Consider the following 26,255-nt stretch of genomic DNA (forward strand, 5'->3'; position numbering starts at 1 on the left):
CGAACCCGACCCGATCACACCGCGGCCGACTCGACAAGCCGGCCGTCGCGCAACACCAGCACCCGATCGGCCAACTCCACAAGCGTCGGATCGTGGGTGGCCACCAGCGCAGTCATCCCACGCGCGTGCACAAGCGCCCGCAGCAGGTCCATCACCGCCCGACCGGTCTCCGAGTCCAACTGGCCGGTCGGCTCGTCGGCGATGAGCAGCGCCGGATCGTTTGCCAACGCCCGCGCGATCGCCACCCGCTGCTGCTGGCCACCGGACATCTCGTACGGCCGCTGCGCCGCCTGCCCGCCCAGCCCGACCAGCTCCAGCAGCACCGACACCCGTTCCTCGCGCTGCGCCGCCGGCACCTTGGCCAACCGCATCGGCACCCCGACGTTCTCCGCCGACGACAGGATCGGAATCAGCCCGAACGACTGGAACACGAACCCGATGGTGTCGCGCCGCAGCCGCCGCAGCTCGGCCTCGCTGGCGGCGGTCACCTCGCGACCGGCCACCCACACCCGCCCCGCGCTCGGCCGGTCCAGGCCACCGATCAGATTCAACAGGGTGGTCTTGCCGGCACCCGAGCGCCCCCGCACCGCCACCAGCTCACCCCGGCCGGCCGACAGCGACACGTCCCGCACCGCGTGCACCACCTGGTCGCCGCTGCCGTAGTCCCGGCACAGCCCCTCGACCCGAATCAGCTGATCGCTCACTGCTCGCCCCTACGCTCACCAGAGCGGACCTGCACATGATCCGGCTCCAAGGTCAACTTCACCCGGTCCCGCAACGCCAGCGCATCGACGAACCCGGCCGGCAGCTGCATTCGGCCGGCCCGGTCCAGCACCGCGTACTCCTCGGTGACCAGTTCCTCGACACCGTCGGCACCGACCCGCGCGGTGCGGTGCACCTCCGAGGCGGTGCGCCCGTCACGGATCGCGACGGTCCGCCGCACCTGGGACGCGACCTGCGGATCGTGGGTGACCACCACGACCGTGACACCCAGCTCGGCGTTGATGGTGCGCAGCGCCGCGAACACCTCCGCCGCCGTCGCCTCGTCCAGCTCACCGGTCGGCTCGTCGGCGAAGAGCACCTCCGGGTCGTTCGCCACCGCCACCGCCACCGCACACCGCTGCTGCTCACCACCGCTCATCTGCCCCGGCCGACGATCCGCGCAGTACCCGACACCGACCATCTCCAGCAGCTCGGTGGCCCGCCGCCGGCCCGCCCGGCCACCCCGACGCGCCAACTGCATCGGCAACTCGACGTTCTCCCGGGCGGTCAGGTACGGCAACAGGTTGCGGCCGGTCTGCTGCCACACGAACCCGACCGTGTGCCGCCGGTACCGCAGCCGCTTGCGCGCCGACATGGTCAGCAGGTCGTAGCCGGCCACCCGGGCGATCCCCGCGGTCGGGGTGTCCAACCCGGACAGGATGTTCAACACCGTGGACTTGCCGGAGCCGGACGCCCCGACGATCGCCACCAGCTCACCCCGGTCCACGACCAGGTCCAGGCCCTGCAACGCGACCACCTCCACCCCCTCGGTGGTGAAGATGCGCACCAGACCGTCGCAGACGATGTGCCCACGCAGCCGGTCCGCCCCACCGGCGCGGTCGGCGGCCCGCTGCGCCGCCCGCCGTTGCAGCGTCGCCAGATCCGGTACGTCCTCGCGTACCACGCTCGTGCCGGCGGTCATCAGTTCTCCTCTCCCAGCCGCAGCACCTCACCGAGGCGCTTGCGTCGGTTCACAAGCGTTTCCGCGACCAGCCCGGCGACCAGACCGAGCACCACCAGCGCCGACACCCCGCCCACGACAAGCGGATCCAGCTGCTGACGCAGCGGCACCCCCGGGGCGAAGGCGGACAACCCGAGGGCCGGCCCGAGCAGCCGGGGCAGCAGAGCCCCCACCACCGTGCCGGTCACCGCCGCGACCACCACCAACGGCACCAACTCGTAGATCAACAGTCGCCGGCCGTGCACGGCGGACAGGCCCAGCGTGCGCAACCGGGACAGCATCCGGCCCCGACCGGCAGCGTCGGCGATCACCGCGAACCCGACGGCCAACACCGCAAGCGCCGTACCGCCGACGGCACCGGCGGCGAAGGCCAAGGTCAACACCTCGTTGGCGCCGGTACGCTCCAACCCCTGCCGGTACGCCCGCCAGGTCTCCAGCGCCGCCGGCAACTGCGGACGCGCCACCTCCACCCCGAGCACGTCCGACTGCCGGCGGCGCTGCGCGTCGTCGGCCACCGCCAGCAGACGTCCCTGGTCGATGTCGGCACCGGCGATCAGATACCGGTTGGGCACGATCGGCGTGTACTCGTACTCCGGCAACGCCTGCCACGGCAGCACCACGAACCGCTCGACACCCAACCCGACACCGGGGAAGGAGTCGACCACCCCGGCGACCCGGAACCCATACAACCGGCCCTGGACATCGGCCACCGCCTCGCCGTCGATGTCCGCCGCCACCTGCGCGGACACCACCGCCGGCACCGGCGTGCCGTCGCGCACGGCAGCCCGCAACGCGGCGGGCACATCCACGTCGACACCACTGCGCGCCACCACGTCGGCGAACGCCGGTGCGTCCACCACCAGCACCCGGGCCTGCCCGAGCAGCGTGGCCTGCGCCCCGCTCTCCGACAGCAGCCGCCGGTTGGACTCCACCCACATCCGGGCCACCGCCCGCACCCCGGGCACCCCGGTCAACGTGTCGGCGGCGTCGGGGGAGAAGGCGTACCCGGTCAGCACGGCATCGGCCGGCACCGTCAACGTCGCGGCCCGGTCCCGGGCGGCGGCCACACTTGTCGTGACCACCCCACCGAACACGCCGGTGCTGACCGCCACGATCAGCACGGCCAGCGGACCCAACGCCACCGGGGCGCCCCGTCCCGCGCGGGCCACACCCAGGAAGAGCACCGCGCCACGCGCCCGCGCCGCCCACCGACCCGCCAGCCGCAACGGCCACGGCAACAGCCGCAGCGCCACCAACGCCGCCGCACCGGCGACCAGCACCGGCACCGAGGCCAGGTACACGTCGACACCGCCGGCCGCGTCGAGACCCCGCCGACGCAGCAGCAGCACCCCCAGGCCGGCCAGCACCAGCACGCTTGCCTCCACCGTCAGGCGTCGGGCCGACGGACGCTGCCGGATCACGTCGGCCCGGCCGGCGGTGGCGGCGACCCGGCGATGAGCGAGCATGGCCAGCACCGGCACCACGGCAGTGGTCAGCACCGCCAACAGCAGCACCGCCCACGGCATCCCGTCGCCCCGCCCCGGCACCCGGCTGCCGATCAGGGCACCGACCAGCACGGCCACCGGTTGCACCGGTGCCGCCTCGGCGAGGGTCCGCACACCGATCGTGGCCAGTGCGGCACCCCGGGCCCGCAGCAGGGTGAACTCCTCGCGGCGGCGACTCACCGCCAGCCGGGCCGCCAGCAAAATCAGCCCCAGCAGGCTGGCGATCAGCCCGGCCTGCACGACGGCCAGCAGCGACCGCACCGCCCGCAGCTCGTCGGCGAAGCGGGCCAGCGCCGTGTCCAGCGACGTCTGCACCCTCGATTCCGGCACCCACTCGGTCCGCCGGCTCTCCGCCACCGCCGCGGTGACCTCCGGCAACATCGAGGTGTCCAGCCGGTCTTCGTCGAGCCGGTAGCGCCAGGAGTAGCCGGTCGGCACGCCGGTGGCGATGGAAACCAGGTCGACGCCCGCCCAGTCGGTGACGGCCTCGGCCAGGTACGGGTCACCGTCCTCAAGTGGCGCGATCGGATCGAGGGCGAGCCGCAGGTCGTCCCAGACCGGGTCGTCGGCGTCGCGTGCGGTGAACACCCCGACGATCTGCGCCCGCGCCACCCCCTCGGCACCGGTGAAGCGCAACCGGACACCAGGCCGCAGCGACAGCATCTCGGCCACCGCCACCGACACCGCCAACTCCGCCGGCTGACCCACCTCGGTACGCGGCCACCGGCCGGCGGTCAACTCCGCCGCCTCCGGCACGCCGGTCTGCGCACGCAGACCGATGTTCTTCACCGCACCGCCGTCCATCGGCGGCACGTCACCGGTGGCGGCCAGCTGCTCCTCGGGCAGCCCGGCGGCGTACCACCGACGGTCCACCAGGCCGGGCAGTGGCTGCGGCAACTGCGCGACGTACCCGTCGAGAGACGCCTGCCCGACGGCGGCCACCCCGGACCGGTCGGGAACGGCTTCGACAAGGATGGACACGTCGCGCACCTGGTGCGGCAACCGGTCCACGTCGGCGCGCAGCCCCGCGTCGGCGTACCCGTCGGCGATCCTCGGCGCCCCGGTCACCAGCAGCGCCGCCACCAGCCCCAGCACCGCCAGCAGACCCACATGGGCCGCATACACCCTGATCCGCCGCATCCCACTCACCGCGTCGGCCTTTCGTTCGCGACTGCGGGGCTCCGCTGCGCTGCACTCCTCGCGCTCACCGGTACCCGCCTTTCGTTCGCGACTGCGGGGCTCCGCTGCGCTGCACTCCTCGCGCTCACCGGTACCCGCCTTTCGTTCGCGACTGCGGGGCTCCGCTGCGCTGCACTCCTCGCGCTCACCGGTACCCGCCTTCCGTTCGCGACTGCGGGGCTCCGCTGCGCTGCACTCCTCGCGCTCACCGGTACCCGCCTTCCGTTCGCGACTGCGGGGCTCCGCTGCGCTGCACTCCTCGCGCTCACCGGTCCTCCCCGATGCGGAGCTGGGTTGCGGTCAGGCGACGTCGCATGGTCGCCGACATCGCGGCGCTGAAGGCCAGCGCGAGCAGCAGCAGCCCACCACCGGTGGCCAGCACCGGCGGCCAGTCGATAGTCAACAGCGGCGGCGGATCGGGACGGTCCGCCGACGGGGTGAGGATCACCAGCGGCGCCATCGTCGCCGCGACACCGACCCCGACGGCCAGCCCCACCAGCACGCCCATGCCGGCCAGGAACGCCTGCTCGGCCAGCAGCGACCGGGCCACCAGCCGGTGGCCGGCACCGAGGGTGTGCAGCACGGCCAGCTCGGTGGCCCGTCGGCGGGCGGTGGCGCTGACGTCCACGGCGACGCCGACCGCGGCCAGCAGCACCGCGGCGAGAGCGGCGGCGAACAAGGCACCCCGGGCACCCACCCCGAACGGGTCGCGGGCCAGTTCGGCGGCGGCGTCCGCGCGGTCCCGCACCACCAGACCACCGAGCGCGGCGGCGGCGGTGGCCGTCTGCCGCGCCTGACCGGGCGTGGTGGACAGCCACCACTCCTGGGTCGACGGCAGCAGACCGTGGTCGTGGAAGAGTCGGGTGCTCAGCGACCGCAGGTCGACCAGCAGGGCAGCGTCCTGGGCGTCGCCGGGCAGCGCCGTCACGGAGTCGACCACGGTCACGTCCACATCCGCGCCGCCGAGGAACAACCGGGTCTGCGCGCCCACCTCGACGTGCAGTGCCGCCAACGCCCGCGCGGTGGCGACCACCGGCACCCGACCCTCGGCGGCCGGTCGGGTGATGGTCAACTGCCGCAGCGTCGGGCGGTCGTACGATCTGCCGGGGCGGGTGTAACGGGTAGCCAGGGTGGCGCCGGTGGCGGTCGAGGAGCCCACCGCCCCGGCCCGGTCGGCCAGCCGCCACGGCCCGTCGGCGGCCAGGTCGAGCGGCGAACCGGGGCCACCGGCCGGGCCGGCCCGCAGGTCGGAGACCTGCCAGTCGAGGGTCATCCCGGGTCCGCCGACGGTTTCGGCGGTGAACCCGGCCAGCCGCCACGGCCCGCCAGCGGCGGGCAGGTCGACGGCGAACCGTAGCGGTTCGTCATCACGGCCGGTGCCCAGCGGCAGCTGCCGATGCCCGTCCGTCGGGCCGACGACGATCGCCTGGTGGCGTACCGCACCGGTGGCTGCGTCACCGCCGCTGCGGGTGAGCAGTTCTCCGGTCAACCGTCGGGCGTCCGCCGGCAGGGCGACCGTCGGCGCCTCGACGCGCTTGTCGACGACGGTGTCGAACAGCGCATCGGTGGAGCCGCCGGCCAGATCGGAGCGGATGCGTACCACCTCACGGGCGGTGGCGGCGTCGACCGCAAGCATGGTCGCCGGTTCGGCGGCCGGCCCCAGCCGTACGCTGTCGCGCCAGGCCGCCAGCACCGTCTGCGTGCCGGGCAGGTCGGCGAGCTGGTCGGCCCGCTGCGCCGGGGCGGCGTTGTTGGTCTCGGTCAGCCGCAGGTCGGCGCCGACCTGGTGGGCGGCCTGGTCCTCCAGGGATCGGCGCGAGGTGCCGGCCAAAGACCAGGCGAGGGTGCCGACCGCGACGGCCAGGGCGAGCAGCAGCACCGGCCCGGCGTGCGGGCGCCGGCCGGCCTGCCAGGTGCCGAGCATGACGGCCGTCCACGGCTTGCGGTCCACCAAGCGTTCGGCGAGCCGGATCAGCGGCGGCAACAGCCGCAGCGCGAGCACCGCACCGGCAAGCACGCCGAGCGTCGGCGCGGCGGCCAACAGCGGGTCGACGCCCACCTGCCCACCCCGCGATCGGGACAGCGGCGAGGAGTACTGGTTGAGCTGGTACCAGGCCAGCACGGCCAGGCCGACCAGGACGACGTCCAGCCCGGCGCGCTGCACCATGCCGCGCCGGCTCGGCCGGGACCGGCTGGCCAGGTCGGCGACGTAACTGTCACCGCGACGCAGGCTGGGCCCCACCATCGCCAGCGCGCAGCCGGCCGCCGCCACGCCCGCCACCAGCCAGATCATCGGTGCGCTGTCCGAACGCAGCGACACCGCCGCCAGCCCGGACAGCCGGTCGGCGAGGCCGAGCACTTCGCCGGCCAGCGGTGGCGCGAGGACGGCGGCGGGCAGCACGACCAGGGCGGCCTCCCGGGCGGTCAGGCCGGCCAGCTGCCAGCGGGCGGCACCCCGGGCACGCAGCAGCGCGCTCTCGCCGCGCCGCTGCTCGGTGAGCAGGACGGCCACCAGCAGCAGCGCGTACCCGCCGAGCACCACCACCAGCAGCATCGGGGTGACCAGCGCGGAGCGACCGACGAGGGTGGCCTGCTGCAACCGCCGCACCAGGGCGCCGATCTCGCTGGTGGCCACCGCGGAGTCACCGAGCCCGGCCGCCTTCGGGGCCTCGGTGGTGATTCTCGTCGCGGCGTCGGTCAGCCGCTCCAGCGTGGCGGGGGTGCCCACCGTGGCCAGGTCCGGTTCGACCAGCCAGCCGGCGGAGGCGTTGGCCAGAAAGCGTGCGGTGAAGTCGTCCCGGTGCACGGTCATCGGCCCGTACGTGGCCGCCTGCGGCAGCGAGCCGGTCGCCGTCTCGGGAGCCAGCCGCCAGTACGCCGCGTCCGGGTCCACGGGGGTGAACACCCCCACCACGCTCACCTCGGTGACCCGGCCGGTCAGCCCGTCGGTGATCGGGATGCGGTCACCGACACCCACCCGCAGGGTCGTCGCGGCTGCGGCGGCCAGCGCGGTCTGCACCGGACTCGCGCCGGCCTGCGGCCACGTGCCGGCGGTCAGCCGGGCGTGTGCGGGCAGGTCGTCGAGGAACATCACCGAGGCGTACGTGGTGCCGGTGCGGTCGGCGACGGCGTCGCCGGTGTCGCCGCGCAGTTGCCGGCCGGCGGCGTACCCGGCGGCGCTGACCCGGGCGGGCATCCCGGCCAGGTCGGCCGCGACGCGCTCGCGCAGCGCGTCGTCGCGCTCGCGCAGCGCCTCGACGGTACGCCCGGCCGAGGCGCGTACCAGGATCGACCGTTCCTCGGCGGTGGCCGCGGTGAGCACGCTGCGGGTGCCGGAGTCGACCACGTCCCGGCTGTAGCCGGCCAGGCCGGTGAGGGCCACCGTCGCGACAAGCGTCGCCCCGGCCGCCGCGAGCAGCAGCCCCTTCGTGCCGCGGGCGCGCCGCAACGCGAGCCTCATCCGTCCTACCCCCGCTGGTTGCGCGGGCCGGTGTGTGGCCCGCCGTCGGTGTCGTCATGCACCAGAAGGGGCGGGCTCCCGGAAAAGGTTCGCGGCAGTGATCATTTCGTTATCCACGCCCCGGCCGGGCGTTGACCGGCAGCCCAACACCGCAGCCCTCGGGGGTCCACCACCGCAGCCGTCGAGGGGTCGGTGCCTCAGGCGTCGGGGGTGGCGCGCGGGCCCAGGTCGCCGGTGCGGTGGTGGCGACGGCAGAGCACCTGGTAGCGGACCTCCCCGTCGGCGACGGTGTCGCCGATGACCACCTGCTCGCCCTCACGCACCACCCGCCCACCGGCGACGCGCGCGTTGAGCAGTCCCTCCCGGCCGCACCAGCAGAGCACCTCGACCTGGATGCGGGCCACCGAGTCGGCCAGTTCGAACAGCCGCTGCGCGGCCGGAAACAGGCAGGACCGGAAGTCGGTGGCCAGGCCGAAGGCGTACACGTCCACGTCGTAGCTGTCGACCAGTTCGGCCATCTGTTCCACATGCTCGACGGAGTAGAAGCTGGCCTCGTCGCAGATCAGGTAGTCCACCCGTACGCCGTCGGACCAGGCGTCGCGGACCAGGGTCCGCAGATCCAGCTCGTCGGTGATCTCGATGGCCTCGTGGGCCAGCCCGATGCGGGTGGTCACCTGCGGGCCGAGGGAACGGTCGATGCGGGTGGTGACCAGGCCCCGGCGGCCCTGCCGGGCGTGGTTGTAGTTCATCTGCAAGGCCATCGTGGACTTTCCGCAGTCCATCGGGCCCCAGTAGAACCGCAGGGCGGCGGCGTGTGCCGGCCGCCCGTCCACGCCCCGGGCGGCGACGCAGCCGGCCGGGTTGTCGTCCCGGGCGGCCAGCATCGATCGGGCCAGGCACATCGCGGCGGCGTCGTCGGCGGTAGTCACGGACGGGCAGCCTAGCCGATCGGCGCCGCCGAGCTGATCATCGGCGGGCCGCCGGTGTGGGTCACAGCACCCGGGGCGGAGTGTTGCCGGCGGCGATGATGGCCCGGCGCATCGGCACCGCCAACAGCAGCAGGAAGCCGACCACGAAGAAGATCAGCAGCGAGACCAGGCCCACCCGGTAGGAGTTGGTGAGCTGGAAGACCAGGCCGAACGCCAGCGGCCCGAGCCAGCTGGTGCCCTTGTCGCTGATCTCGTAGAAGCCGTAGTACTCGCCTTCCTTGCCGGCGGGGATCAGCTGGCTGAACAGCGACCGGCTCAGCGCCTGGCTGCCGCCCAGCACCAGGCCGATGCCGGCACCGAGCACCATGAACGGCAGCGGCGCCTCGGCCGGCAACCGAAACGCGGCGATGATCACCACGGTCCACAGCACCAGGCTCAGCAGCACCGTCTTCCACGCGCCAATGCGCGCGGCCAGCCCGCCGAGGGCCAGCGCGCCGCCGAAGGCCAGGAACTGCACCAGCAGGATCGTCACGATCAGAGTGCTCTGTTCCAGCCGCAGCTCCTCGGTGCCGTACTGGCTGGCCAGCGTGATGACGGTCTGAATGCCGTCGTTGTAGACCAGGAACGCCAGCAGGAAGAACAGCGTCAACGGGTACGCCTTCACCTCGCGCAGGGTGCGGCCGAGCTGCCGGAACCCGTCGGTGAACACGTTGCCGCCGCCGGCGGCGGCAAGCGCCGCAGCGGTGGGATGTTCCCGCAGCCAACGCAGCGGCACCAGGGTGAACGCCGCCCACCACAGGCCAGCCGAGACGATGGACCAGCGGGCCAGGTCCAGGGTGCGTTCCGGCGTGCCGTTGTCGAACGACTGCACCGCCACGAGGTTCAACGCCAGCAGCAGGCCGCCACCGAGGTAGCCAAGCGCCCAGCCGCGGCTGGAGATGCCGTCGCGTTCGTCCGGCCCGCCCAGCTGCGGCAGGAACGAGTTGTACACCACGATCGCCGCGCCGAAGGCGATGTTGGCGACCAGGAACAGCGCGCCGCCGAGCAGGTACCGGTCACCCGTTACGAAGATCATCGCGATGGTGGCGAACGCGCCGGTGAACGCGGTGCCGGCCAGCAGCCGCTTCTTGTGCAGCGACCGGTCGGCGATGGCCCCGATCACCGGCAGCACGAAGACCGTCAACAGCACCGACAGCGAGATCAGGTACGGGTAGTACGAGCCGGCGGCCACCTTGATGCCCAGCGGGTAGACGAACCCCGTGCAGTCCTCGCCGAGCTGACACCCGGCGGCGGTCTTGGCGATGCTGGTCAGGAACGGCCCGAGGAACACGGTGATGACCGTGGTCTGGAAGGCCGAGTTGGCCCAGTCGTAGAAGTACCAGCCGGTGCGCTCGCGACGGGTGCTGGCGGGGGGAGGGGTGTCGTCCTGCGCGGCAGGGATCGCCGTCTCGGCCATGTGGGGTCCTTTGCCCAGGTGCTCAGGCGGCCCAGTGGCCGCGGCTGCGGTAGACGTCGCGCAGCACGCCGACGTGGTCGGTCATGATGCCATCAACCCCAAGATCAAGTAACTCGTGCATCTCGGCAGGATCGTCGATCGTCCAGACATGCACCTGCAACCCCAGCCGGTGCGCCGTACGCAGAAACCGCCGGTCGACCACCGGCACCCGGCCGTAGCGCACCGGCACCTGCGCGGCCACCACCGAGCGCGGCAGCCGCAACGGCCGGCCGGTCAGCGAGGCCCACCGCAGCCGGGCCACCCCGCGCACCCCGAGACTCGTGGCCACCCGCTCGTGGGTCAGGGTCCGAAGCCGCTTGAGCCGGCCGTCGCTGAACGACGCCAGCAGCACCCGGTCCTGCGCGCCGGCCCGGGCCAGCGTGGCCACGGTCGGCTCCACCCCCCGGTCGGACTTGACGTCGATGTTGAACCGCACCTGCGGCCACGCGTCGAGCACCTCGTCGAGGCGGGGCACCGCCGCGGCACCGCCGACGCGTACCGCCGCCAGGTCGACCCAGCGCAGCGCGGCGAGGCGACCACGCTGCCCGGTGACCCGCTCCAGGGTGGCGTCGTGGAACACCACGGCCACCCCGTCGGCGGTGGCGTGCACGTCGGTCTCCACGTACCGGTAGCCGAGGTCGACCGCACGGGCGAAGGCCGCCGCGGTGTTCTCGTCACCCTCGGCGGCACCCCCGCGATGGGCGAACGCGAGCGGAGCGGGGGAGTCCAGGTAGGCGTAGCCGGTCGACACGCTGCGCAGTATGCCCGGCCCCGGTGACCTGCTGGTGACCGGGACATGGCGCGCCTGCTGGTGACCGGGACGTGGCGCGGCACCCGCCCGGCACGGCCCGCCACCGGCCGTGCTATCCACATGCCATGACCGACCAGCAGGGCCGACCGGCGGCCAGCGCCGCGACCGACATCCGAGAACACCGGCTGATCTACGGGTGCATGGGGCTGGGCGGGCAGTGGGACCGGCAGCCCTACGGCGCGCGGGACATCGACGACGCGCACGCCGCGATCGAGGCCGCGTTGGAGATCGGCATCACCGCCTTCGACCACGCCGACATCTACCGCCACGGCAAGTCCGAGGCCGTCTTCGGTGAGGTCCTCGCCCGTACGCCGGGGCTGCGCGCACGCATCCTGATCCAGACCAAGTGCGGCATCCACCTGCCCGACGACACCGCACCGGGCTACTACGACCTGCGCGCCACCCACATCGTGCGCAGTGTCGAGCAGAGCCTGACCCGGCTGCGGACCGACGTGATCGACGTACTGCTGCTGCACCGACCGGATCCGCTGGCCGACCCGGAGGAGATCGCCGGGGCTCTCGCGTCGCTGCACCGGCAGGGCCTGGTGCGGCACTTCGGGGTCTCGAACATGGCCGCCGCCCAGGTGGCGTACCTCCAGGCTGAACTGGACCTGCCGCTGGTGGCCAACCAACTCCAGCTGAGCCTGGCCCACCGGGACTGGCTGGAGGCCGGTGTCCTGGTCAACACCGGCGAATCCGCGGCGCTCGGCTTCCCGCTCGGCACCCTGGAGCACTGCCGGCGCAACCGGATCGGGGTGCAGGCCTGGGGTGCGCTGGCCAAGGGCCGGTTCACCGGCGCCCAGCAGAGCGCGGCGGAACGCGACACGGCCGAGCGGATCGCCGCGCTCGCGCACCGCGCGGGCACCACGCCGGAGACGATCCTGCTGTGGTGGCTGCAACGGCATCCGGCCCGGATCGTCCCGGTGATCGGCACCGCCCGCCCGGAGCGCATCCGGGCCTGCGCCGACGCGGTACGCCGTACACCCGACCTGACCCACCAGCAGTGGTACGAGTTGTGGCTCGCCGCCCGGGCTGAACCCCTGCCCTGACCCACCCCCTGATCCGCCGACGTTGATCATGAGGTTGGCGGCAGCGTGGAGATCGACAACTGCCGCCAACCTCATGATCAAGGGGAGGTGGGGGCGGCGGGGGTGGGAGCGGGTGGTGTCGATGGGGCGGCCGGGGTCGACGTGGCGGGGGCGGTCGGATTCGTCGGGGCGCAGCGGGGTGAGGGTTTCGGTGAGGGCGTCGATGATCCGGTCGGTGGCCCGCCGGGCCGCGCCGGGGACGCCGGCCAGGTCGGTAAGCGTCACCGGATCACCGAAGTGCACCCGCACCCGCGGGCGGCGCACCAGCGCGCGGGCCACCCCGCCGAGCAGCCCCTTGGGCGCGAGGTAGGGGAGTACCTCGTGGCTGCCCCACTGGGCGACCGGAATGACCGGCGCGCCGCAGGCCAGCGCGAGCCGGGCGGTGCCGGTCTTGCCCCGTTCGGGCCACAGCCCCGGGTCCAGACCGATGCGTCCCTCCGGATAGACCAGGATCGCCGACCCGGCGGCAGCCGCCACCGCGGCGTCGTCCAGGGCCCGGTGTACGCCGCTGGTGCCCCGGTCCACGCGGATGTGTCCGGCGGCGCGCATCGCGGCGCCGAGCACCGGGACCCGGAACAGCCCACCGGTGGCCATGATCCGGGGCGCGATCCGGCGCTCCCGGCAGGCCGCGGCCATCACGATCGGGTCGAACGGGCTGATGTGGTTGGCGGCCAGGATCAGCGGCCCACCGCGCAGCGACGCGGGGATGTCGCCGGTGACCTCCAGCCGGGCCAACAGCGCGACCACCACACGGGCGAGTGCCTGCGCGGCACGCCAGATCAGTGGTGGTTGCCAGGAAGAGTGGGCAAGGTCCATCAGCGGCTCATGGTCGCACGCACGATCCTGCCGTCGATGCTCGGGTCGGGCCGTCCGGCCGGAGTGAGCAGGGTCATTGGTCCCGGGCCGGTTCGGGCCTCCCGCCCCTGCCGAGTCTTCTACGACACCCGGTAGTATCTACTACGTTTTGTAGTATGAACTCCTGGGGGTTGCAGGTGGACGCGTTGGACGTCGCCCGCTGGCAGTTCGGTGTCACCACCGTCTACCACTTTCTCTTCGTGCCACTGACCATCGGCCTGTCCGTCCTGGTCGCCATCCTGCAAACCCGCTGGCACCGCACCGGCGACGAGAAGTACCTCAAACTCACCAAGTTCTACGGCAAACTCTTCCTGATCAACTTCGCCATGGGCGTGGTCACCGGCATCGTGCAGGAATTCCAGTTCGGCATGAACTGGAGCGACTACTCCCGCTTCGTCGGCGACATCTTCGGCGCACCCCTGGCCATCGAAGCCCTGGTCGCCTTCTTCCTCGAATCCACCTTCATCGGCCTGTGGATCTTCGGCTGGGACCGGCTACCCAAACGCCTACACCTGGCCACCATCTGGGCCGCCGCCATCGGCACCAACCTGTCGGCGTACTTCATCCTCGCCGCCAACTCGTTCATGCAGAACCCCGTCGGCTACCGCTACAACCCGGACACCGGCCGCGCCGAGTTGACCGACTTCGTCGCCGTACTCACCAACAAGGTCGCCCTGATCACCTTCCCGCACACCATCGCCGGCGCCTTCCTCGTCGCCGGATCCCTGCTGGTGGCGGTCGCCCTGTGGCACCTGATCCGCAACCGCGACAGCGCCGACACCCCCGCCTACCGCTTCGCCGCCCGCTTCGGCTCCTGGGTCACCCTGATCGCCGCAGTCGTCGTCATCATCACCGGCGACATCCAAGGCAAGATCATGACGCAGGTGCAGCCGATGAAAATGGCCGCCGCCGAGGGCCTCTACCAGACCGAAAGCCCCGCCTCGTTCTCCGTACTCACCATCGGCAGCCTCGACGGCAGCCGCGAACTGTTCGCCCTCAAGATCCCGTACCTGCTGTCGTACCTCGGCACCGGCGACGCCAACGGCACCGTCCAAGGCATCAACGACCTACAGGCCCTCTACAGCGCCCAGTACGGCCCCGGCAGCTACACCCCGATCATCCCCGTCACCTACTGGAGCTTCCGCTTCATGATCGGATTCGGCCTCGCCGCCGCCGCCATCGCCCTGCTCGTGCTCTGGACCCAACGCAAGGGCCGCACCGTCCCGAACAGCAAATGGCTCCTGCGCGCCGGCCTCGCCATGCCCATCCTGCCGCTACTTGCCAACTCCTTCGGCTGGATCTTCACCGAGATGGGCCGCCAACCCTGGATCGTCTTCGGCGAAATGCTCACCCGCGACGGCGTCTCCCGCAGCGTCTCCCTCACCGAGGTCCTCACCAGCTTCACCGCCTTCACCCTCATCTACGCCACCCTCGCCGTCATCGAGGTCAAACTGCTCATCCGCTACGCCAAGGCCGGCGTACCCGACGTCACCCCGGCCCCCGAACCCGACGACACCGACGACGACGCCGACCGCCCGCTCGCCTTCGCCTACTGACCCGGAGCCCCACCGTGGAACTGACCACCATCTGGTTTCTCCTCGTCGCCGTGCTCTTCACCGGCTACTTCATCCTCGAAGGCTTCGACTTCGGCGTCGGCATGCTGCTACCGGTCCTCGGCCGCGACGACCGCGAACGCCGCGTCATGATCAACACCATCGGGCCGGTCTGGGACGGCAACGAGGTCTGGCTCATCACCGCCGGCGGCGCCATGTTCGCCGCCTTCCCCGAGTGGTACGCCACCCTCTTCTCCGGCTTCTACCTACCCCTGCTACTCATCCTGCTCGCCCTCATCGCCCGCGGCGTCGCCTTCGAATACCGCCACAAGCGACCCGAAGCCAGCTGGAAACGCCGCTGGGACGCCGCCATCTTCTACGGCTCACTCATCCCCGCCACCCTGTGGGGCGTCGCCTTCGCCAACATCCTGCGCGGCGTACCACTTGACGCCAACCACGAATACGTCGGCGGCCTACTCAACCTGCTCAACCCGTACGCCCTGCTCGGCGGCGCAACCACCGCGGCGCTGTTCGCCACCCACGGCGCCGTCTTCATCGCCCTCAAGACCGTCGGCGACATCCGCCACCGCGCCGCCGCCCTCGCCACCCGCCTCGGCGTCGGCACCGCCGTACTCGCCGTCGCCTTCCTGACCTGGACCCTCACCATCCGCGCCAGCACCGCCGCCGTCGTCCTCGCCGTCGGCGCCGCCGCAGCCCTGCTCGGCGGACTCGCCGCCGCCAAGGCACGCCGCGAAGGCTGGGCCTTCACCGGCACCGCCGTAGCCATCGGCCTGGCCGTGGCAACCCTGTTCGCCGCACTCTTCCCCAACGTGCTGCCCTCCACGCTGGACCCCGCCGGCACCCTCACCGCCACAAACGCCGCCTCCACCGACTACACCCTCACGATCATGACCTGGGTGGCGGTCTTCTTCACCCCGATCGTGCTCGCCTACCAAGGCTGGACCTACTGGGTGTTCCGCAAGCGCATCGGTGTGGCGCACATCCCACAACACTGACCCCACCGGCCCGGGACACGGGACCCCGCGTCCCGGGCCAGCCCGGCAGCATGGACGCCATGCGCCTGCACACCCACACCTACCAGACCACCGTCACCTGGACCGGCAACCTCGGCACCGGCACCAGCGGCTACCGCGACTACCGCCGCGACCACGACATCACCACCGACGGCCGCCCCACCATCCCCGGCAGCTCCGACCCCACCTTCCGCGGCACCCCCACCCGCTGGAACCCCGAACAACTCCTCCTCGCCGCCCTGTCCCAGTGCCACCTCCTGGCCTACCTGCACCTCTGCGCCGACAACGGCATCGTCGTCACCGACTACACCGACAACGCCACCGGCACCATGACCACCGACGCCACCGGCAACGGCCACTTCACCGAAGTCACCCTGCGCCCCCGCGTCACCGTCGCCGACCCCACCACCATCGACGCCGCCACCGCCCTGCACGACCAGGCCCACCACGTCTGCTTCATCGCCAACTCCGTCAACTTCCCGGTCCGCCACGAACCCGTCACCAGCACCAACTAATTCACCCCGAACACCCACCTCGACCCCGCTATCGTCGGGCCCGTGCAACCCACCGTCCGCGAACTCATCCCCGACGACCTGCCCGCCGCCTGGCAACTCGGCCAGCTCACCTTCGGCTCCGACCCACAACCACCGCCACCACCACCCCCCGGCCGCACCCAGTACGGCGCCTTCGACCACCACGGAAACCTCATCGGCAAAGCCGTCGACCTGCACGACGAACAATGGTGGGCCGGACACGCCGTACCCGCCGCCGACGTCGCCGGCGTCGCCGTCGCACCCGAAGCCCGCGGCACCGGCATCGGCCGCGCCCTGCTCCGCACCCTGCTGCACGGCGCCCACGAACGCGGCGCCGCCATCAGCGCCCTCTTCGCCACCACCACCGCCCCCTACCGCGCCTGCGGCTGGGAAATCGCCGGCCAGCTACGCACCCTCGACCTGCCCACCACCGCGCTGCCCCGACACCACCCGGCCACACACCTGACCACACGCGCCGGCACCCCCGCCGACCTACCCGCCACCGCCGAGCTCTACCAGCGCGTCACCCGACACCGCTGCGGCCTGCTCACCCGAACACACCCCCGCTTCACCACCACCGACAAACTGCCCTACGACGGGCTCACCCTCGTCGAACACGACGGCACCCCGATCGGCTACGCCGGCTGGAACCGCGGCCGAGGCTACGGCCCCGACGCCGTACTCACCATCGAAGACATCGTCGCCACCACCGCCGACGCCGCCCGCACCCTCATCGGCGTACTCACCACCTGGCACAGCGTCACCCCCACCCTGCGGCTGACCCCCCTGCCCGGCGACGCCATCTGCACCCAACTGCCACTCGAACTCGCCCGCGAACACGAACGCGACACCTGGATGCACCGACCCGTCGACATCACCCGCGCCGTCCAGGCCCGCGGCTGGCCCACCCACACCCGCGGCACCGTCGCCTTCACCCTCACCGACGACCTCGCCCCCTGGAACACCGGCACCTGGCAACTCACCGTCGCCGACGGCGCAGCCCAACTCCACCGCACCACCACCGACACCGACCTGCACCTGACCGTACGCGGCTTCGCCCGCCTCTACACCGGCACCGCCACCGCCCGCACCCTCGCCGAAACCGGACACCTACGACACACCACACCCGACCCCAGCGCCCTCGACCTGCTCGCCGCCGGCCCACCCGCCCAACTCATCGACTACTTCTGAAACCACCAGGGCCCGGATATGAACCGGGCCCTGGACACACCACTCAGCCGGCCCGACCCGACTCCGGATCCTCCGAACCCGCCTCACGCAACTCCGCCAACCGGGCCTCGATCTCCGCCAACTCGGCCCGCAACTTCTCCGCCTGCCGCTCCGCCTCCGACCGCTCCGCCGACAGAATCTGCTCCACCGCCTCATGCACCCCCGGCACATCCACCAACGCCACCATCCGCAACGCCTCCGCCGGCTTGAGCACGTACGGCTTCGCCAACACCTTCCCACCCTGCTGCGCCGCCACCGTCCACTCACCCTCGGCATACGCCAACGTCACCGTCAAACCCGCCGGCCCCTTCGGCTTCGCCGCCTTCACCGACCGCCGCGCCGCCGGCTTCGTCTCCACCGTCTCCACCTTCGACTCCTCCCGCTGCTTCGGCTCCTCGCGCCGCGGCTGCGGCACCCGGTCCAACACGAACTCCGGCCCCGCCACCACCGGCTCCACCGGCACCGGCTCCACCTTCACCTCCGCCGGCCGACGCCCCGCACCCTTCGGCGCCACCGCCACATCGGCGGGGGAGAAGGGCAACTCGTCCCGCCCGAACCGCACCACCACGAACTCGTCGGACACCGCCGGATCCGTCAACTCCACCACCTGACCCAACTGCCCGGCGATCTGACCCGCCGACGCCGTGAACACCACCTTCGGCTTACGGCCCGCGGCCAACGCCTCCCGGATGCCGCGCACCTCGTCATCGGACAAACCCTGGCCAGCGGCACCCATCACGCAACCTCTTCCCTCGTACACGTGTTCAGACGCCTGCCTTGATACCAGCCGCCAGCGACAACCTGAAGATCAGCCCCCCAACCCGAACCCACTCCACCGCCGCACCGGCACCGGCCAGATCGGACACCGACGGCACCCCAACCCGGCCGTGCGCCCGATCACACCTGACTTCCAGCGCCTCGACCACCGCCGGTAACGTCACGCGAACCGACCGAGGCAGGGGAGAGGACCACATGGCGCCCGTCACCGTCATCACCGGCGGCAGCCGCGGCATCGGCGCCGCCACCGCCCGCCGCCTCGCCCACGCCGGCCACCACCTCGCCCTCGGCTACCGCCACGACCACCACACCGCCGACACCGTCGCCGCCGAACTACGCGCCACCGGCGTACGCGCCATCGCCGTACCCGCCGACACCCGCGACCCCGACCAGGTCACCGCCCTGTTCGACGCCGCCGCCGAACTCGGCCCGATCACCGGCCTGGTCAACAACGCCGGCATCACCAGCCCCATCGGCCCCTTCACCGACCTACGCCTAGCCGACCTGCGCGACGTCATCGACGTCAACCTCATCGGCTACATCCTCTGCGCCCAACAAGCCGCCCGCCGAATGACCCACGGCGCCGCCATCGTCAACATCTCCTCCGTCGCCGCCACCCTCGGCGGCCCAGGGGAGTACATCCACTACGCCGCCGTCAAAGCCGGCACCGACGCCCTCACCATCGGCCTGGCCAAGGAACTCGCCCCCCACGGCATCCGCGTCAACGCCGTCGCCCCCGGCATCATCCGCACCGACATCCACGCCCTCTCCGGCCAACCCGACCGACCCGACCGCGTCGCCAGCCGCATCCCACTCGGCCGCCCCGGCGAGCCCGACGAAGCCGCCGCCGCCATCACCTGGCTACTCAGCCCCGACGCCTCCTACACCACCGGCGCCATCCTCCGCGTCAGCGGCGGCCTCTGACCACCCGGCACGACACCCCACCGCCACGACCGCCCACCCACCTGACCCGGCAGGCATGCCACCCCGCCGCCCGGGTAACCACGCCCGTGCACAGCGCAAGCATCGCCGAGCACGGCTTCCTCGCCGACGGGCGCAGCGCCGCCCTGGTGGACCGCCACGGCTCCGTCAACTGGTGGTGCCCACCACGCTTCGACAGCCCCTCCGTCTTCGCCCGACTCCTCGACGACGACGCCGGCCACTGGTCGATCCAACCCGAAGACCCCTACACCAGCCAACGGTCCTACCTCCAAGACACCCTCGTGCTGCGGACCGTCTTCACCACCACCCACGGCAGCGTCGCCCTGACCGACGCCCTCGCCCTGCAACCCGGCGCCCGCGGCCACGACATCGGCCTGCACTCACCCCGAGTGCTGGCCCGCGTCGTCGAAGGACTCACCGGCGAAGTCCCGATCCGCCTCGACTACCGACCCCGATTCGAATACGGACAGGTCACCGCCTACCTCACCGAACACGACGGCACCATCGACGCCACCGCCGGCGCCTGCCGACTCAGCCTGCGCGGCGACGTCCCACTGACCCGCGCCCACGGCAACGCCACCGCCAACTTCACCGTCCGAGCCGCCGAAACCTACCGGTTCACCCTCGGACACGCACCCACCTACGACTCCGACCCACCCGCCCTACCCGACGCCGACCAGGCCATCGCCGCCACCGTCGCCGGCTGGCGCTCCTGGGCCGACCTGCACCGCGACCAGTACCGCGGCCTCTTCGCCGACCAGGTACGCCGCAGCGCCATCGTGCTACAGGGCATGACCTACCAACCCAGCGGCGCCATCGTCGCCGCAGCCACCACCTCGCTACCCGAGGACCCCGGCGGCAACCGCAACTACGACTACCGCTTCGTCTGGGTACGCGACTTCAGCCTCACCCTCCAAGCCCTCTGGCGCGCCGCCTGCCCCGACGAAGCGACCCGGCAGTTCGCCTGGGTCGCCCACGCCACCGGACGCATCAGCGACAAACCCGTACCCATCATGTACGGCGTACAGGGGGAGCGGGATCTCACCGAACACCACCTCGACCACCTACGCGGATACGCCGACAGCCGGCCGGTCACCATCGGCAACGACGCCTGGCGACAACGCCAGAACGACGTACTCGGCGAAGTCCTCGACGCGGCCTGGCTGATGCGCCACTACCTCGACCCGATGCCTCCCGACGTGCGGCAGCTGCTGCGCGACCTCGCCGACCAGGCGGCCCTGACCTGGCGCCGCCCGGACGCCGGCATGTGGGAGGCCCGCGACGCCGAACGCCACTACGTCTCCTCCAAGGTCCAGTGCTGGACCGCACTGGACCGGGCGGTGCGCTTCGGGCCCCGCCTCGGCGACCGGACCGACCTGGCCCGCTGGGCCGCCGCCCGCGACGAGATCCGCCAGGCCGTGCTCAGCCAGGGCTGGAACGAGCGCCTCGGCGCCTTCACCGGAGCCTTCGGCTCCGCCGAACTCGACGCCTCCGTCCTGCTCATGCCACTGGTCGGCTTCCTGCCCGCCGACCACCCACAGATGCGCTCCACGATGAGCGTGATCGAGCGCGAACTCTCCCACGACGGGCTACTGCGCCGCTGGGCCGGCGACCCGGCCGGCTTCGTCATCTGCTCCTTCTGGATGGTGACCTGCCTGGCGCTGGCCGGCGAGGTGGACCGGGCCGAGCAGCTGTTCCGGCAGCTCACCACCCGGGTCAACGACCTCGGCCTGTTCGCCGAACAGATCGACCCGACCACCGGAGAACAGCTCGGCAACTTCCCGCAGGCCTTCTCCCACATCGGACTGATCAACTCCGCCGGCCGACTCACCGAGGCCGTCGCGCGACGTACCGCTGCCGGCCGACCGCCACACCCCGTGCCCGCCGGCACCGACCACCCGCAAGAAGCACCCTGAGGCCCGGGCGCCTCGCCGCAAAGACCGCCCTGACCAGCGATAAGTCGGACAGGCCACCGAGATCGGGTACGGCCGTGAGGGCGCCGACGGCGGCTGACCGGGCGACGTCAGCACGGTGCCGCACGGGCAGTTCGCCGCCCGGCGACGGCACTGAGATCGTTGCCCGTGCCGGGTCGGATGTGCAAGGGTTGGCGCACGCAGCCGACAGCTGGACCGAGCAACCAGGTGGGGGCGGATGGGGACCATTTATCGCCAGGCGAAGCTCACGGTGACGGCCGACGTGGCGTGGGACTTTCTGGATCGGTACACCCGCTCGGAGGTGCATGTTTTCTCCGCCGCCAAGGGCGAACGCCAGGAGGACGACTACCGGGTGGTCACGCTGGCGGACGGCACCGAGCTCTGGGAACGCAACGTGACCGTCGATGCCGGGTTGATGCGGGCCGTCTACGCGATACCCGAGTTTCCCGGAGCAGAGCATCATCAGGCCGAGATGCGGGTGCTGAGGGACGGCGACGACGCGGCGACGGTGGTCTGGATAACCGACCTCCTGCCACACGAGCTGGTGAACCACCTCAGCGAGGTCTACGACGTCATGTTCAGCGAACTGGTAGCGGCGATCAACAAGCACGGTGCGTCGCAGAGCCCGGGCACCGGCGCCACCGCCGCTCCCCGCAGAGTCGATAATTGACATTATGTAAAGTTGAGGGTGGAGCGGCCTCCCCGTCTCAGCTGGCCGGGGCGAACTCGACCTCGGCCGTCGGCACGGCGGCGGCCTGTCGTCCGGGCGCGGTCTGGAAGCGCCAGTACAGGTTGGTGTGCGCGATCACCTGGTGCGGCGGCGGCGCACCGTACGCGCTGAGATCCTCGGTGGTGTGCGCGTCGGTGACCAGCGTGGCGTCGTAACCGCGCACCAGCGCGCCGTGCAGGGTCGAGCGGATGCACATGTCGGTCTGGGCGCCGGTGACGACCAGCCGGCCGACCTGGCGCTCGGCCAGCACCGTCTCCAGGTCGGTGTGTTCGAAGGAGTCGCCGTAGCGCTTGTGCACCAGCGGCTCCGTGTCGTGGCGGACCAGCTCGGGAACGTACTGCCAGTCCGGGCTGTCCTGCGGGAGGTCGTCGTCGGAGTGCTGGATCCAGACGACGGGCACCTGCTCGGCGCGGGCCTTGGCCACCAGGGTGTTGATGTTGGCGATCACGCCGTCGCGGTCGTGGGCGCCGGCGACCACTCCCCGTTGGACGTCGATGACGAGCAGCGCCGCGTTCGGCCGCTCGGGCAGGGTCGTCATGGTGTGCCTCCATCCGCTCGACAGGTGGCGTCACCTTAGAGCCGGCGACCGACAGGATTCTCCCCCGCCTCGGCGAGCACACCAGACGCGAAAATCATGCATAATATCCCTTATGCATGACAAATCGGATAAAGTGGTTGTCGCGCTGATCGAGGACTTCCTGACCGCGCGGGCCACCCGCAAGCCCTCCCCGCACACCCAGGCCGCGTACCGGCGGGACCTGCACACCGTGGCCGCGCTCGCCGCCGAGCTGGCCACCCCTCCCCTCCCCCTCGCCGACCTGCCGATCAGCGCGCTGTCCCCCAGGCTTCTGCGGGCGGCCTTCGCCCGGTTCGCCGGCACCCGGGCCGCCGCCTCGGTGGGGCGGGCCTGGTCGACCTGGAACGGTTTCTTCTCCTTTCTGGTGGCCGAGCAGGTGGTGGCGGGCAACCCGATGCCGGCGGTGGGCCGCCCCCGGACGCCGCTCCCCCAGCCCAAGCCGCTGCGTGGCGAGGACACCCCGGAGCAGTTGCTCGCCTCGGCTGCGCGCGGTGCGGGCCGGCAGCGGGATCCGTGGCCGGAGCGGGACGTGGCGGTGCTGGCGTTGGCGCTCTGTGCGGGCCTGCGGTTGTCGGAGTTGCTGGCGCTGCGGGTCGGCTCGCTTGGTGGGCGTCCCGGCGAGCGGCGGTTGGCGGTGTCGGGCAAGGGTGGGCGGCCCCGGGTGCTGCCGGTGGAGCCGGATCTGGACGCGGTGCTCGGCGACTACCTGGACAGCCGGGTGCGGCGGTTCGGTTCGCGTACGGTGCGGGCCGATGCGTCATTGTTTGTGGATCGGCAGGGCGAACCGTTGCGGCGGGGTGGGTTGCAGTATCTGGTGGAGTCCTGTTATCGGCGTGCCGGTATCGGCGACCGGGTGCCGCGCGGGGCGCGGTTGCACGCGTTGCGGCACACGTTCGCGACGCGGTTGGCCGAGGACGGTGCGGGGGCGGCGGAGATCATGCGGTTGTTGGGGCATGCGTCGTTGGCGTCGTCGCAGACCTATATCGAGGTGACTGCGGTTCAGCAGCGGGAGGCGGTGCGGGCCAACCGTACGAATCGCGCGCTGGTTCGGGTTGGTGCGGGGTCAGTTCGGTCGGGCGGCGAGGATCGCGGGTAGGAGGGCGGCGATCGCCGGGGTGGGTTCGAAGGCCGGGTCGGGGTTGGCGAGTTGGTGGTTGAGCAGGCCGTCGACGAGGGCGAGCAGGAGCCGTTGGGCGGTGGCCGGGTGGCGGGCGCCGAGGGCGGCGAGCAGGGGTGTGGCCCAGGTGGCGAGTTGGCGTTGGCCGTGGGCGATGTGTTGGCGCAGGGCGGGTTGGTGGGCGGCCTCGGCGAAGATGGCCAGGCGGGCGAGGGTGAGGGTGCGGTCGGTGGTGGCGAGGCGGTGGACGAGGGTGCCGAGGGTGGTGGCGAAGGTGTCGGGGTCGATGGGGTCGAGGTTGGCGGCGAGGTGGTTCCAGCCGGCGGTCTCGGCTTCGAGGATGCGGGTGAGTACGCCGGTGAGGAGGGCTTCGCGGGTGCGGTAGCGGTTGGAGGTGGAGCCGGTGGGTAGGGCGGCTGCCTCGTCGACGGCGCGGTGGGTGAGGTGGCGGGTGCCGCGGGTGCCGAGGACGGTGATGGCGGCGTCGAGGAGTTGGCGTTGGCGGGCGTCCACGGTGGCGAGACTACAGCAGTAGTTTCGGCGACTACATCTGTAGTACGGTGGGTCGATGCGAGGATCAGCGGCCGTCATCGGCGGCGGTGTGGGCGGACTGGCGGTGGCCAATGGGCTGTTGCGGGCCGGGTGGACGGTGACGGTGTTCGAGCGGGCCGGGCGGCTGCCGCCGAGCGGCACCGGCCTGGGCATCTGGCCGTCGGCGTTGCGGGCGCTGGATCGCCTCGGGGTCGGTCCGGCTGCGCGCGAACGGGGGCGTGCGCAGCCGGACGGGGCGATGCGCCGGCCGGATGGTTCGGTGATCGCGACCTTGGATGTGGAGCGGATTCGGCGGCGGCACGGCGAGGGGGTGTTGCTGTTGTCGCGTCCGGCCCTGTTGGGGTTGCTGGCGGAGGCGTTGCCGGTGGGCACTGTGCGGTTCGACGCTGCGGTGGCCGATCCCGCGGCGCTTGTCGACGGGTACGACGTGGTGGTCGGCGCGGACGGCATCGGTAGTGCCACGCGGGCGGCGATGTTCGGTGACCGCTATCCGTTGCGGTATTCGGGGATGACGGCGTGGCGTGGCACGGTGCCGTTGGACGTGCCGGCGGGTGGTGAGACCTGGGGGCGGGGGCGCAAGTTCGGGGTGACGCCGCAGGGGCCGGGGGTGACGAACTGGTACGCGGCGGTGGCCGCGCCGGCGGGTTACCGGCCGCCGGAGGGTGATCTGGTGGCGTTGCGGCGGTGGTTCGGTGACTGGCACGATCCGCTGCCGGCGGTGCTGGAGCGCATCGAGGCGGGCGGGGTGCTGCACCATGACGTGTTCTTCCTGCCGGCGTTGCCGTCGTACGTGCGGGGTCGTCTGGTGTTGCTGGGTGACGCGGCGCATGCGATGACGCCGGATCTGGGGCAGGGTGCCTGCCAGGCGTTGATCGACGCGGTGGTGTTGGCGGAGGCGTTGGCGGCGGCGCCGGATGTGGTGTCGGCGTTGGCGCGCTACGACGGTATGCGGCGGGGGCCGACGCGGCGGATGGCGGCGATGGCGGTGCGGGCGGGCCGGTTGGCGCAGGTGCGGCGCGGCACCGGGGTGCGGGATGCGGCGTTGCGGTTGGCGTTGGCGTTCGGTCCCCCGGGCTGAGTGGTCCCCCGGGCTGAGTGGTCCCCCGGGCTGAGCGGCGCGCCGGGCGCCTGCCTGTCGGGCCGCGCCGGGCGCCTGTGGCGGCCGTCCGGAAGGGCGCCTGTCGGGTCGGAAGGGTGTCTGCCGGGTCGGCCGGCGGGCGCGGCTCGGGTCGGGCCGGTCCAGCCCGAGGTCTAGGCGGGGTGGGCGGGGCCGAGGTCGACCAGGAGGGGGCGGTGGTCGGAGATGGCCGACAGGGGGGTCTGCACGGCGGTGACCGGGGGTAGGCGGTCGAAGTCCTGTCGGTCGGCGATGACGTGGTCGAGTTGGACGCGGGGCTGTCCGGCCGGGTAGGTCGGTCGGCGGCCCAGCAGGTGCCAGCCGGAGATCGTGCGGGTGGCCCAGGCGGGCAGGTTGAGGTCGCCGAGCAGGATGCGGGGGGCGGGTAGCTGCCGCAGGGCGCGGACGACCTGGCGCAGTTGGTGGGCGTTCCAGCCGGGGACGAAGGACAGGTGGGTGGCGGCGACGGTGAGCGGTCCGCTGGGGGTGTCCAGGACGGCGGCGAGGACGACGCGGGGTTCGTCGCGGAGCAGGATCAGTCCGCCGCCGGGGCCGGGGGCGTAGACCGGGGAGCGTACCGGGGCGGGGCGTAGGCGGGTGACGCGCCAGGCGGTGACCCGGTGGCGGGAGACGAGTCCGACGCCGTAGCAGGGTTCGCCGTGGCCGTCGTCGTCGTGGGTCAGTGGGCGGAATGTTTCGCCGGGGGTGCCGACGACGGCGGCGGCGAAGCGGTGTTCGGTGGCGTGCAGGGCTTGGGCGGCCACCGCGGTGAGGTCGAGGTTGCCGCTGCGGGACTGGTCGCGGTCGACCTCTTGCAGGGCCAGGACGTCGGCGTCGAGGGCGGCCACGGCGGTGGCGAGCCGGTCGGGGTCGACCAGGCCGTCGGTGAGGGATCGGCCGTGCAGCAGGTTGAACGTGGCCAGGCGCACGCTGTCACCTTAACGAGGCTTGTGGGACAGTTGCCCGATGCTGCGGGCGTTGTGCTGTTCGATGTTGCTGTTTGTGGCGGTGGCGGCGGTGGGGTTGTGGGTGCGGCGGCTTCGTGGTCGGTGACGTACGGGTTGCCGTTGACCTGGGCGTTCGTGCGGGTGGGCCGGGTTGGTGAGGCTGGCCA

General features: G+C 72.1%; 22 protein-coding genes and 1 pseudogene. 10 read left to right on the plus strand and 13 right to left on the minus strand.

Annotated elements, in window-relative coordinates; all coding sequences use genetic code 11:
* Positions 1-14: 14 nt before the first annotated feature.
* From QQG74_RS16585 to QQG74_RS16615, 7 genes are all read right to left on the minus strand, one after another.
* The gene (locus QQG74_RS16585) at positions 15-704 is read right to left on the minus strand and encodes an ABC transporter ATP-binding protein (RefSeq protein ID WP_341715678.1); all 690 of its coding nucleotides are present in this window, start codon (positions 702-704) and stop codon (positions 15-17) included.
* A complete protein-coding gene (locus tag QQG74_RS16590) occupies positions 701-1,684 on the minus strand; it encodes an ABC transporter ATP-binding protein (RefSeq protein WP_341715679.1) in 984 nt (327 codons plus the stop codon). Before QQG74_RS16590 ends, QQG74_RS16585 begins: the two co-directional genes overlap by 4 nt.
* Positions 1,684-4,368, minus strand: coding sequence for an ABC transporter permease (locus QQG74_RS16595; protein WP_341715680.1), 2,685 nt, complete (start codon positions 4,366-4,368; stop codon positions 1,684-1,686). Before QQG74_RS16595 ends, QQG74_RS16590 begins: the two co-directional genes overlap by 1 nt.
* A 304-nt stretch (positions 4,369-4,672) precedes the next feature.
* Entirely contained in the window at positions 4,673-7,867 is a 3,195-nt protein-coding gene (locus QQG74_RS16600) for an ABC transporter permease (RefSeq protein ID WP_341715681.1), read from the minus strand.
* Between the two features lie 197 nt (positions 7,868-8,064).
* Positions 8,065-8,751: a thymidine kinase gene (locus QQG74_RS16605; RefSeq protein ID WP_341721253.1), complete on the minus strand. Its 687-nt coding sequence runs from the start codon at positions 8,749-8,751 to the stop codon at positions 8,065-8,067.
* A 106-nt stretch (positions 8,752-8,857) separates the two neighbouring features.
* Entirely contained in the window at positions 8,858-10,252 is a 1,395-nt protein-coding gene (locus QQG74_RS16610) for an MFS transporter (protein WP_341715682.1), read from the minus strand.
* Positions 10,253-10,274: 22 nt separating this feature from the next.
* Positions 10,275-11,042: a glycerophosphodiester phosphodiesterase gene (locus tag QQG74_RS16615; RefSeq protein WP_341715683.1), complete on the minus strand. Its 768-nt coding sequence runs from the start codon at positions 11,040-11,042 to the stop codon at positions 10,275-10,277.
* A gap of 125 nt (positions 11,043-11,167) precedes the next feature.
* Here QQG74_RS16615 and QQG74_RS16620 point away from each other — a divergent pair, with 125 nt between their 5' ends.
* A complete protein-coding gene (locus QQG74_RS16620; RefSeq protein ID WP_341715684.1) occupies positions 11,168-12,151 on the plus strand; it encodes an aldo/keto reductase in 984 nt (327 codons plus the stop codon).
* Between the two features lie 102 nt (positions 12,152-12,253).
* Here QQG74_RS16620 and QQG74_RS16625 read toward each other — a convergent pair.
* Positions 12,254-13,006: pseudogene (locus tag QQG74_RS16625) on the minus strand (lysophospholipid acyltransferase family protein); the annotation flags it as partial.
* Positions 13,007-13,182: 176 nt separating this feature from the next.
* Here QQG74_RS16625 and QQG74_RS16630 point away from each other — a divergent pair.
* The 4 genes from QQG74_RS16630 to QQG74_RS16645 are packed head-to-tail and all read left to right on the plus strand — an operon-like array spanning position 13,183 to position 17,356.
* Positions 13,183-14,601, plus strand: a complete 1,419-nt coding sequence (locus QQG74_RS16630; RefSeq protein ID WP_341721254.1) for a cytochrome ubiquinol oxidase subunit I — start codon at positions 13,183-13,185, stop codon at positions 14,599-14,601.
* 14 nt (positions 14,602-14,615) lie between these two features.
* On the plus strand, positions 14,616-15,614 hold the full coding sequence (cydB, locus tag QQG74_RS16635; RefSeq protein WP_341715685.1) for a cytochrome d ubiquinol oxidase subunit II: 999 nt from the start codon (positions 14,616-14,618) through the stop codon (positions 15,612-15,614).
* Between the two features lie 59 nt (positions 15,615-15,673).
* On the plus strand, positions 15,674-16,147 hold the full coding sequence (locus QQG74_RS16640) for an OsmC family protein (RefSeq protein WP_341715686.1): 474 nt from the start codon (positions 15,674-15,676) through the stop codon (positions 16,145-16,147).
* A 42-nt stretch (positions 16,148-16,189) separates the two neighbouring features.
* Positions 16,190-17,356 (plus strand): GNAT family N-acetyltransferase, encoded by a 1,167-nt coding sequence (locus QQG74_RS16645; protein ID WP_341715687.1) that lies wholly within the window; start codon positions 16,190-16,192, stop codon positions 17,354-17,356.
* A 43-nt stretch (positions 17,357-17,399) separates the two neighbouring features.
* On the opposite strand, the gene QQG74_RS16650 is transcribed toward QQG74_RS16645, so the two are convergent.
* Positions 17,400-18,131: a hypothetical protein gene (locus QQG74_RS16650; RefSeq protein WP_341715688.1), complete on the minus strand. Its 732-nt coding sequence runs from the start codon at positions 18,129-18,131 to the stop codon at positions 17,400-17,402.
* Between the two features lie 28 nt (positions 18,132-18,159).
* Complete coding sequence (locus QQG74_RS16655) at positions 18,160-18,321, minus strand: hypothetical protein (protein WP_341715690.1); 162 nt, start codon at positions 18,319-18,321, stop codon at positions 18,160-18,162.
* Positions 18,322-18,367: 46 nt separating this feature from the next.
* Between QQG74_RS16655 and QQG74_RS16660 the strand changes: the two genes are divergently transcribed.
* The 3 genes from QQG74_RS16660 (at position 18,368) to QQG74_RS16670 (ending at position 21,718) form a co-directional block, all read left to right on the plus strand.
* Positions 18,368-19,096, plus strand: a complete 729-nt coding sequence (locus QQG74_RS16660) for an SDR family oxidoreductase (protein WP_341715691.1) — start codon at positions 18,368-18,370, stop codon at positions 19,094-19,096.
* A gap of 86 nt (positions 19,097-19,182) precedes the next feature.
* A complete protein-coding gene (locus tag QQG74_RS16665) occupies positions 19,183-21,030 on the plus strand; it encodes a glycoside hydrolase family 15 protein (RefSeq protein WP_341715692.1) in 1,848 nt (615 codons plus the stop codon).
* A 235-nt stretch (positions 21,031-21,265) separates the two neighbouring features.
* On the plus strand, positions 21,266-21,718 hold the full coding sequence (locus QQG74_RS16670; protein WP_341715693.1) for a hypothetical protein: 453 nt from the start codon (positions 21,266-21,268) through the stop codon (positions 21,716-21,718).
* 37 nt (positions 21,719-21,755) lie between these two features.
* Here the strand turns inward: QQG74_RS16670 and QQG74_RS16675 are convergent, their stop codons facing one another.
* Entirely contained in the window at positions 21,756-22,316 is a 561-nt protein-coding gene (locus QQG74_RS16675) for an isochorismatase family protein (RefSeq protein WP_341715694.1), read from the minus strand.
* A 112-nt stretch (positions 22,317-22,428) separates the two neighbouring features.
* On the opposite strand from QQG74_RS16675, the gene QQG74_RS16680 reads away from it, so the two are divergent.
* The gene (locus tag QQG74_RS16680; protein ID WP_341715695.1) at positions 22,429-23,451 is read left to right on the plus strand and encodes a tyrosine-type recombinase/integrase; all 1,023 of its coding nucleotides are present in this window, start codon (positions 22,429-22,431) and stop codon (positions 23,449-23,451) included.
* On the opposite strand, the gene QQG74_RS16685 is transcribed toward QQG74_RS16680, so the two are convergent.
* Positions 23,419-23,985 (minus strand): TetR family transcriptional regulator C-terminal domain-containing protein, encoded by a 567-nt coding sequence (locus tag QQG74_RS16685; RefSeq protein ID WP_341715696.1) that lies wholly within the window; start codon positions 23,983-23,985, stop codon positions 23,419-23,421. The genes QQG74_RS16680 and QQG74_RS16685 overlap by 33 nt on opposite strands.
* A 55-nt stretch (positions 23,986-24,040) precedes the next feature.
* Between QQG74_RS16685 and QQG74_RS16690 the strand changes: the two genes are divergently transcribed.
* The gene (locus tag QQG74_RS16690; protein ID WP_341715697.1) at positions 24,041-25,102 is read left to right on the plus strand and encodes an FAD-dependent monooxygenase; all 1,062 of its coding nucleotides are present in this window, start codon (positions 24,041-24,043) and stop codon (positions 25,100-25,102) included.
* 173 nt (positions 25,103-25,275) lie between these two features.
* On the opposite strand, the gene QQG74_RS16695 is transcribed toward QQG74_RS16690, so the two are convergent.
* Positions 25,276-26,070 (minus strand): endonuclease/exonuclease/phosphatase family protein, encoded by a 795-nt coding sequence (locus QQG74_RS16695; protein WP_341715698.1) that lies wholly within the window; start codon positions 26,068-26,070, stop codon positions 25,276-25,278.
* Positions 26,071-26,255: the final 185 nt, after the last annotated feature.

The organism is Micromonospora sp. FIMYZ51 (assembly GCF_038246755.1).
GTDB lineage: Bacteria > Actinomycetota > Actinomycetes > Mycobacteriales > Micromonosporaceae > Micromonospora.

Excerpts from the sequence above, each read along its gene's own strand:
- QQG74_RS16590 (WP_341715679.1), bottom strand. The coding sequence starts at position 1,684 with ATGACCGCCGGCACGAGCGTGGTACGCGAGGACGTACCGGATCTGGCG.
- QQG74_RS16595 (WP_341715680.1), bottom strand. The coding sequence starts at position 4,368 with ATGCGGCGGATCAGGGTGTATGCGGCCCATGTGGGTCTGCTGGCGGTG.
- QQG74_RS16600 (WP_341715681.1), bottom strand. The coding sequence starts at position 7,867 with ATGAGGCTCGCGTTGCGGCGCGCCCGCGGCACGAAGGGGCTGCTGCTC.
- QQG74_RS16605 (WP_341721253.1), bottom strand. The coding sequence starts at position 8,751 with ATGCTGGCCGCCCGGGACGACAACCCGGCCGGCTGCGTCGCCGCCCGG.
- QQG74_RS16610 (WP_341715682.1), bottom strand. The coding sequence starts at position 10,252 with ATGGCCGAGACGGCGATCCCTGCCGCGCAGGACGACACCCCTCCCCCC.
- QQG74_RS16620 (WP_341715684.1), top strand. The coding sequence starts at position 11,168 with ATGACCGACCAGCAGGGCCGACCGGCGGCCAGCGCCGCGACCGACATC.
- QQG74_RS16640 (WP_341715686.1), top strand. The coding sequence starts at position 15,674 with ATGCGCCTGCACACCCACACCTACCAGACCACCGTCACCTGGACCGGC.
- QQG74_RS16650 (WP_341715688.1), bottom strand. The coding sequence starts at position 18,131 with ATGGGTGCCGCTGGCCAGGGTTTGTCCGATGACGAGGTGCGCGGCATC.
- QQG74_RS16660 (WP_341715691.1), top strand. The coding sequence starts at position 18,368 with ATGGCGCCCGTCACCGTCATCACCGGCGGCAGCCGCGGCATCGGCGCC.
- QQG74_RS16670 (WP_341715693.1), top strand. The coding sequence starts at position 21,266 with ATGGGGACCATTTATCGCCAGGCGAAGCTCACGGTGACGGCCGACGTG.
- QQG74_RS16675 (WP_341715694.1), bottom strand. The coding sequence starts at position 22,316 with ATGACGACCCTGCCCGAGCGGCCGAACGCGGCGCTGCTCGTCATCGAC.
- QQG74_RS16680 (WP_341715695.1), top strand. The coding sequence starts at position 22,429 with ATGCATGACAAATCGGATAAAGTGGTTGTCGCGCTGATCGAGGACTTC.
- QQG74_RS16690 (WP_341715697.1), top strand. The coding sequence starts at position 24,041 with ATGCGAGGATCAGCGGCCGTCATCGGCGGCGGTGTGGGCGGACTGGCG.